The sequence below is a fragment of the Peribacillus sp. NPDC096448 genome (genome assembly GCF_044762675.1).
Classification (GTDB): Bacteria; Bacillota; Bacilli; order Bacillales; family DSM-1321; genus Peribacillus; species Peribacillus frigoritolerans_B.
In genome coordinates, this window is sequence record NZ_JBIWEU010000044.1 from 1 (window position 1) to 7,875 (window position 7,875).

Here is a 7,875-nt window from a genome sequence, read left to right on the forward strand (position 1 = left end):
GTGTTTTTCAGCGACCATTTCATCTTATCATTTTCATAGTAAGAAGTCAATAGTTATTATTTCTTTCAGCAATCAGCCAAAAGCGATGAAGTTTTCATTTGTCTTAGTTGGTGCTTATTTATATTAATCCTTTCCTACCATTAAGTCAACACATTTCATGCATTTTCTTATAAATGATTTAATTAATTATTTAGAGGTATAAATGTGCCTTTCTCACCTTGGCTTCCACTTAAAACATATGATCCAAACATTTATTCCATCCATTTTCATTAAATCAAAGCCCTGTTTGAAATACTCTCCCCTTCGACTAAGTAATGCCTTTGGCAAAATCATAAAGCCTGCAAGTGATCGTAATGGCAATAACAACCGGATAATATGAGGAAACTTTAGATGTATGAATCCAATACTGAAAACTGATTGCTCCTTTCGGATAGTTTGATTAAAAATAAACCGCTAACTCACGAGATTCTATTGTCCAAATATTAAAAAATTTTTTTACAATTTTAATTTCTTGTACTATAATAAATATATTTTAAAATTTTCAGGAGAGACTTTTAATCATTATAAGAATAGTTGGGAGAGGGATTTATAAATGATTAATAAAAACACATCTTTGAGGATGCAAAGTATCGTTTTTATTGGCTTTATGGGGGTAGGAAAAACGACGATCGGACAGAAAGTAGCAAGGAAATTATATAGGGACTTTATTGATATAGATCAAGAAATTGAAAAGGAATTCAATATGCCCACTACGGAAATATTCAAGAAGTTTGGGGAAAAAACTTTTCGCGAAAAAGAGAAAAGTGTGATTGAAAGCTTTAGTCAACAACAATTGAAAATCATTTCAGTTGGAGGCGGGGCATTTTTACAAGAGGATATACGGAATATCTGTTTATCCAATTGCATTGTCTTTTACCTGGACTTGTCTTGGGAATACTGGAAAGAGAGAATAGGCTTGCTTATTGATAGTAGACCTGTTTTACAAAGTCGGTCCCTTGAGGAAATCGAAGAACTCTTTTACACCAGACAGGAAATATACTCTTATCATCATTCAAAAGTGAATACCAATGATCTTGATGTTGATGAAGTGGCAGACTTTATAGTCGATTCGTTGAAAGTGGCCTGGGATATTTATGAACCGCTTAAGTAAGGCCAAACTTTTTGATATGTAATCAATGTTCCCAATAAAAGAATAATAGAAAAGATGAAAAGGGTACAGCGGTATGGATACGTAACCTCCTGTAAACTAATCACCTTTTTATTTTTCTTTTTTAGGAAGACTCTCTAATAATCAGTTCTGGATTCAATATGATTCGCTGTTGTTCACGTTCAATTTTCTCCATTTGCTGATACAGGAGATTCGCCGCCTCTTTCCCAATACGTCTAGGGAATGAGGAAATGGTCGTTAGCGGAGGATGATAGATTTCTGCGACTGGAACGTTATCGAACCCTACGATATCTATATCTTTTCCAGGAGTAATTCCTTTCATCATTAACCCTTGCATAACACCGAAGGCAATTAAGTCGCTAAAGCAAAAAATCGCGGTAGGCGGATCGGGATTATCAAGTACTTTCAAAACAGCCTCAAGCCCTCCTTCCCGTGTAGGGGCACTATCTATCACCAACGATTCATCCACTTCCAATCCCGCTCTTGAAAGAGCTTCACGGTATCCCTCCATTCTCTCGATCCAAGTAGAAGATTCCTTGATGCCACCAAGGAGCGCAATTCTTTTATGCCCCTTTCCAAGGAGGTGATCAACAGCGATTCTAGCTCCTTCTGGATAGTCTATGCCTACATAGTCACTATTCACTCCAGGCAGTTCCCTAACAGCAAGCACCATCGGCGTGTCAATTTCATTTAACCGTTCAATTGTATCTTGTGAGCTTTCAGAGACAGGACAAAGTATCAGGCCACCCACCCTATGTTCCATCATGGTTGAAAGGAGATGATCTTGCTTGGCAACCGAGTCGAAAGTAGTCCCCAGCAACACTGTATATCCGACCTCATCCAATGCATCGTGAACCCCTATCAGGAATTCAGAAAAAAAGGTATTTGATATGTCGGTAATAATGATTCCTACAGTATCAGAACTCTGCGACCTTAGGTTCGCTGCAATTCTATCGTAAACATAACCCAATTCATGCATGGATTTTAATACCTTTTTTCGCGTCGCTTCCGATATTCGAGGGTTATTGCGAACGATAAGGGAAGCAGTGGATGTGGATACCCCAGCATGTTTCGCTACCTGTTGCAGCGTGACCCGCCCTTTTTTGGATTGTTTCATAGTTCAATCACCATCTTGAATGTATTTTTGATGTACTTCTTATTATCATGTTCTTACTATAATAATAATATAGTTACTGTCATTATTACACCCTTGCTTTTGGAACATGGGTATACCATTGATTAATACTCACTCCAAAACACCTATATCCCAAATTCATAAGCCCCAAAAAAAACGTCCTCCTTATTCTAGAAGATGGAGTTTTAAGTAAATCCTTATATTTAGCCATGGTTAAATATGGTCTGGTGCTGTGTCAATTTTTTATACCGGTAATATACAAAAGCTGCAGCCAGGATTCCTATGGTAGCAATAAAGCAATCAAAAAGAAATATATGCGATATATCCCCACTCTTAGCGATCAAGCCCGTTGCAATTGGTAAAATGACGCTCGCCAAACTGGATGCTGTCGCAACGATCCCTGTTACAGTTCCTTTTTTTCTCCAGAAAAGTTCAGTCATTATCGCAATGGTTAATTGAAATATCCCAGCTGTCGAGGCTCCAAGGAAAAAGGAGCTAATACTTAAGACAATAGGTGAATGAATCGTTAATATGATGATTACCGTAATTAAGGTAATCATTGGATAAAGCAATATCACCGTCACGGGCTTAATCCATTTGTTTAATAAGATGGATAATAGCAGGACGGAAATCAGTGATCCAACACTATAGTAACTCAATAATTTAATTGCACTTGCAGATGGCATCCCTGCGACTTCCTGGCCGAAACTCGGTAACCAGATTTGCGAAACTGTAAATAACGCAGTTGATGTAAACCCAATTATGATCAGTGCCACTCCTTCAATCCAAAATTTAGGTTCAGTTATGAACCTGTTACTATGCAAATCCTCCTCTTGACTGACAGCATCGGTTTTGCTTTTTGGAAATGAAGCGGACATAACCAAAAACATATTCATGAAATAGATGACAGCCGGTAATAAAAATGCAAACCCGTAAAATAATTGGTTCGTAGTAAGAAACAAGATAATGAATGGCAGGATGGTTGCACCAAGCGAACCAAAAGCCTTAACCATAACACTTGCGGAACCAGCGGATTCAGGAAACATTTCAGTTAGCGCCGGATATGTACCAGCATCCATGGCTGAGTTGGAAATTCCCGCAAGTAATGCAAATACAAAGGCCATTTCATATGTGGGAGAAAATGGAATCCCAATTAAAAAAACTCCCATTATAACCGAAGAGACAATGATTAATGGCTTTCTTCCAAATTTATCTGATAATACTCCAGTGAGACCATACGTGAGTAATCTGCCTATTCCTATTGCTGCAATAAGATAACTAATGCCAGTAGAGTCCGTGCCCCATTGTTCTGTTAAAGAGGGCATGTTTGACGCGAGAATTATATTAACCATCCCCAGCAGAAAATAGTTAATATACATACCAGATGCCGCTTTAAAATACTGATTTTTCATTATTACACCCCTATAATAAATCACGTTGTGTTTCTCCTATAGAACACTTTAATGCACAATATAATTACATTGAAGCCTCCCCTTTATGTTATCCATTTAGATGAAAACCACTTTTCAAAAAAAAAATGCTAAGAAAAACAAGGGATTTCACTCCCTGCATTTCTTAGCTCCGAGGTTTCTGCACTCAATTTTTGTAATCATTTAACGAAAGATGCAATGAGTATGAAGAAAACCTCTATTTGGAGAAAATCTCCAGAGTGGAATCATTTTATTCTGCAAACAATTGCTCTTTGATGTAATCAACAGGCATTTGTTGGCCTGTCCATAATTCAAAGGCCAATGCACCTTGCCAAAGCATCATCCCAAGACCATTAATGGCTGTAGCACCCACAGCCTCAGCTTGTTCCATTAATTTAGATTTTCGTGGGATGTAAACAACATCGGTTACGATTAAATCAGGACGCAGCATTGATTCGTCTTGAATGACACTTAAGCCTTCAAGTGGTTTCATGCCAACGCCGGTTCCATTTGCCAAAATATCACTAGTTGCGATTTCAGCCTTTAATTGTTGAACATTTTCAAGAGGGTATACATTGGCTTTCACATTTAAATGCTTCATATCTTCATTGATGATTCGTACATTCTCTTCTGCTTGCGGGAAGAAAGCATCATCACGAGCAAAAATGCTGATTTCCGCCACACCTTCCAGCGCAGATTGAATGGCAATTGGAGTAGCAGCCCCACCAGAACCGATAAGAGTCATTTTCTTGCCTTTAATATCAATACCATGTTCTTTTAGGTTCCGGGTATATCCCATTCCATCGGTGCTGTGCCCTACGAACTTTCCATCGACATTGACGACTGTATTAACGGCCCCAGAGAATTTAGCACTGTCCGCCAATTCATCAAGATATGGAAGGATCTTCATTTTATTAGGCATGGATACGTTAAATCCTTTTACATTTAATGCACGCATCCCTTTGACTGCATCTTCCAGCTCTTCATTTCCAACCTCAAATGCTAAATAGGCGCAATTCAAGCCTAATTTATCGAAAGCTAAATTATGCATGGCAGGTGATAAAGAATGTCCGATAGGTGTTGCCAGTAATCCTACTAATTCTGTTTTCCCATTGATTCTTCCTATATTTTCCATGTTCTATTCCCCCTGATTTTTTAAACTTTATATAAATTCCTTCTTAGAAGGAATTATGAGTTAAATATTTTGATCAATGATTTCCAATACATCTCTTAATTGAGTGACAGGAATTTGTCCTGGTGCAGATGCTTCTTTTCCGGCACCGAATGTACAAGCAGATCCAAACACCGCACCTGATAATCGACTGACCAGGCCTGTTCCCGACATTGACATCGTAATGAATGGGCGATCGGAATACTTTGTTTTCATCGTGTAAGTTGCATCCAATAAAACGAGTAAGTCACCAACCGTTTGGGGCATTACAGCGATTTTTGGAATATGGGCCCCAAATTCCTGCATTTTACGCAATCGGTAAATGATTTCTTCTTTTGCTGGTGTCTTATCGAAATCATGGTTACACATCACTACGTATACGCCATTTTCCTCAGCTACCTTCACAGTCTCCTTCACTGATGATTCCTCAAAAAACAACTCCACATCGACAAGATCAATATTCTTCGATTTAATTGCTGTATGAAGAAGTTGGAAATAATAATCATCGCTGATTTCCTTGTTTCCGCCCTCTTTATGGCTTCTAAAAGTGAAAAGCAGCAAAGTGTCGGGAACAGCACTTCTAAGTTTTGAAATCATATCCGAAACAGCTTCTAAGCTTTCGACTTGTTCAAAGACATCTACTCTCCATTCAATGATATCCGGCCGTAGCGCATTTACCGTTTCAACTTCTTTAAGCAGTTCTTCTTCAGTTGTCCCCATTAGTGGAACGATGATTTTTGGAACCCCTTCTCCGATCGTTACGTCTTTGATCGTGATTGTTTGCATGGATGTTTCCCCCTTTTTCATTATCATCAGTGGGGTTCATGCCACACTGATGTTCGGTTAGACCGTTTAATTGGAAACCTTAATTACCTTTTTGTATCGATAGGCAACGAATACGGCCAATAAAATACTAACTACCGCAATTGCCACATCAAACAAGAAGACCTCAGTTAACCCAGCACTCTTGGAAATGATACCTGTAACGAAAGGTATGATGATAAAGGCTGAACTACCTGCAATGTTTACATATGAAGTAATCGTCCCTTTATTGGCAGGGAAGAATTCCGTGATTATTGTCATAGCTAATTGGAACACGCCTGCAGTTGAAAGCCCTATGAAGAAAGCGCTCAAAACGGTTATAAATGGTTGCTGGATGTAAATGAGTGACAATAATGATAATGCTGCAATGACCGGATAGATAATCATGACGGTAATGGGCTTAATTACTTTATTCAATAGAACTGCTAGTAATATGACAGAAACAAGGGAGCCAATGCTGTAATAACTAAGCAACTGAACAGCCTTAGCTTGGGTCAGCCCCAATACATCTTGTCCGAAGTTCGGGAGCCAGACTTGAACCAGCATGAATAATGCAGTTGATGTGAAGCCTAATAGTATGACGGCCAGACCTTCCTGAGAAAACTTCGGTTTTGAGAGGAATTGGTGTTGAACCGGCACAGCTTGTTCATCATTTTGAGTTTGGCTCTGAGCTTTATGATCCGGGAATGAAACCTTAAGCAGGAAAAATCCATTAACAAGATAAACAGCAGCCATTAAGAAGAATGTATACCCGTAAAACATATCTCTAGCTATAAAGAACGCCATGATAAATGGAAGAAGTGCGGCACCGACCGAAACGAACGCTTTTATTAATACGGTAGCTGAACCAGCTTTCTTTTGAAAAGCCTCAATAAGAGCTGGATACGTACCTGCATCCAAAAATGAATTGGCAATACCAGCACATACAGCAAATATAAATGCCAATGTATAGTTAGGAGCTAATGGTATACCTATGAGGAAAATCAGGTAGATAAAAGATGCAGAAACAACAAATGGTTTCCTTCCTAATTTATCCGACAGTCTACCGGCGAAAAACAAAGAAACTAACTTACCGATTCCTATGGCAGAGACCAAGTAACTTATCCCCGAGGCACTTGTATTTAATTGGTTAGACAAATTTTCCATATTTGACCCAATGATAATATTGATCATGCCTAAAATAAAATAGCTAATATATAAACCTGTGGCCATTTTTATAAATGGATTTTTCATGAAACACACCCCTATTAAAAAAGTTATCGAAATGCAATTTGATTCTTAAGCCTTTCAGAAGTTGCCCCCTTGCCCCATACCATAAATTTAAGAAACATAATTACGTACTAAATAAAATAATAAACTTCATTAGGTTAACCGGCTTAAGTTAGTACATCGTTCTACTAACTCGGCATGACTAGTATATCGTTCTACTAATCTTGTTTATCGTTAGTACATCGTTCTACTAACACTTTAAGCGATTAGAAAAGTATTTGAATTAACACTTATGCTAACGATAATTAGTTAAATTTATTTAGTATATCGTTCTACTGAATTATTATACTGCGCTAATTTAATTGTGTCAAACCCATGAAGCAGCCCTTAATAACTATAACGCGATTCCTCATACTCATTATTTTTAAATTCCGAATTGCTCATTTTGGATCTCATTTACCTTAAAAGTTCAGCCATACCTTGAATTTATTACTGTTCATACAAGATGAAGAATACCTTTTATTTGCAGTGGCACAAATTATTTTATCCTATTATGAGGACTTCCTTCTATTTCGATATCCCCCACTTTTTTAGTTACCAGTTTCTGAATGAATTTCTTTTTAGCTAAAATATATTACTTCTGCTTATTTAATTATCCAGTTATTCACAATCGATTTTAATAACCCAATGTCCAAGTAAGGCAGCAATAATATGTCGCTTATATCCTAAGTTTAGGATGGTCAAAACGATCTAAATTTAAAATGATAAACACTTTTCGATTTCAGCCCCTCATGGTGATATAACAACTTTCATACATAATTAACAGGGCTTCATAATTTGTTCTTAACGCAAAAAAAGACCAGCCGGATGGCTGATCTTTTTAAATGGCTTGGCGGCGTCCTACTCTCACAGGGGGAAACCCCCAACTACCATCGGCGCT

General features: G+C 37.9%; 6 protein-coding genes. 1 reads left to right on the top strand and 5 read right to left on the bottom strand.

What is annotated here, in order from left to right; all coding sequences use genetic code 11:
* The first annotated feature begins 592 nt into the window (after positions 1–592).
* Entirely contained in the window at positions 593–1,150 is a 558-nt protein-coding gene (locus ACIQ0C_RS26830) for a shikimate kinase (RefSeq protein ID WP_402844527.1), read from the top strand.
* A 121-nt stretch (positions 1,151–1,271) separates the two neighbouring features.
* On the opposite strand, the gene ACIQ0C_RS26835 is transcribed toward ACIQ0C_RS26830, so the two are convergent.
* The 5 genes from ACIQ0C_RS26835 to ACIQ0C_RS26855 all read right to left on the bottom strand — a co-directional run bounded on the left by ACIQ0C_RS26835 (position 1,272) and on the right by ACIQ0C_RS26855 (position 6,959).
* Positions 1,272–2,285: a LacI family DNA-binding transcriptional regulator gene (locus tag ACIQ0C_RS26835; RefSeq protein ID WP_403065840.1), complete on the bottom strand. Its 1,014-nt coding sequence runs from the start codon at positions 2,283–2,285 to the stop codon at positions 1,272–1,274.
* Positions 2,286–2,506: 221 nt separating this feature from the next.
* Complete coding sequence (locus ACIQ0C_RS26840; protein WP_403065843.1) at positions 2,507–3,715, bottom strand: MFS transporter; 1,209 nt, start codon at positions 3,713–3,715, stop codon at positions 2,507–2,509.
* Positions 3,716–3,983: 268 nt separating this feature from the next.
* Positions 3,984–4,868 carry a shikimate dehydrogenase gene (locus ACIQ0C_RS26845; RefSeq protein ID WP_403065846.1) on the bottom strand — a complete coding sequence of 295 codons (885 nt, stop codon included), beginning with the start codon at positions 4,866–4,868 and terminating at the stop codon, positions 3,984–3,986.
* Positions 4,869–4,928: 60 nt separating this feature from the next.
* Positions 4,929–5,690 (bottom strand): type I 3-dehydroquinate dehydratase, encoded by a 762-nt coding sequence (gene aroD / locus ACIQ0C_RS26850; RefSeq protein WP_403065849.1) that lies wholly within the window; start codon positions 5,688–5,690, stop codon positions 4,929–4,931.
* A gap of 66 nt (positions 5,691–5,756) precedes the next feature.
* Entirely contained in the window at positions 5,757–6,959 is a 1,203-nt protein-coding gene (locus tag ACIQ0C_RS26855) for an MFS transporter (protein WP_403065852.1), read from the bottom strand.
* Positions 6,960–7,875: the final 916 nt, after the last annotated feature.

Excerpts from the sequence above, each read along its gene's own strand:
- ACIQ0C_RS26835 (WP_403065840.1), bottom strand. The coding sequence starts at position 2,285 with ATGAAACAATCCAAAAAAGGGCGGGTCACGCTGCAACAGGTAGCGAAA.
- ACIQ0C_RS26830 (WP_402844527.1), top strand. The coding sequence starts at position 593 with ATGATTAATAAAAACACATCTTTGAGGATGCAAAGTATCGTTTTTATT.
- aroD (WP_403065849.1), bottom strand. The coding sequence starts at position 5,690 with ATGCAAACAATCACGATCAAAGACGTAACGATCGGAGAAGGGGTTCCA.
- ACIQ0C_RS26855 (WP_403065852.1), bottom strand. The coding sequence starts at position 6,959 with ATGAAAAATCCATTTATAAAAATGGCCACAGGTTTATATATTAGCTAT.
- ACIQ0C_RS26845 (WP_403065846.1), bottom strand. The coding sequence starts at position 4,868 with ATGGAAAATATAGGAAGAATCAATGGGAAAACAGAATTAGTAGGATTA.
- ACIQ0C_RS26840 (WP_403065843.1), bottom strand. The coding sequence starts at position 3,715 with ATGAAAAATCAGTATTTTAAAGCGGCATCTGGTATGTATATTAACTAT.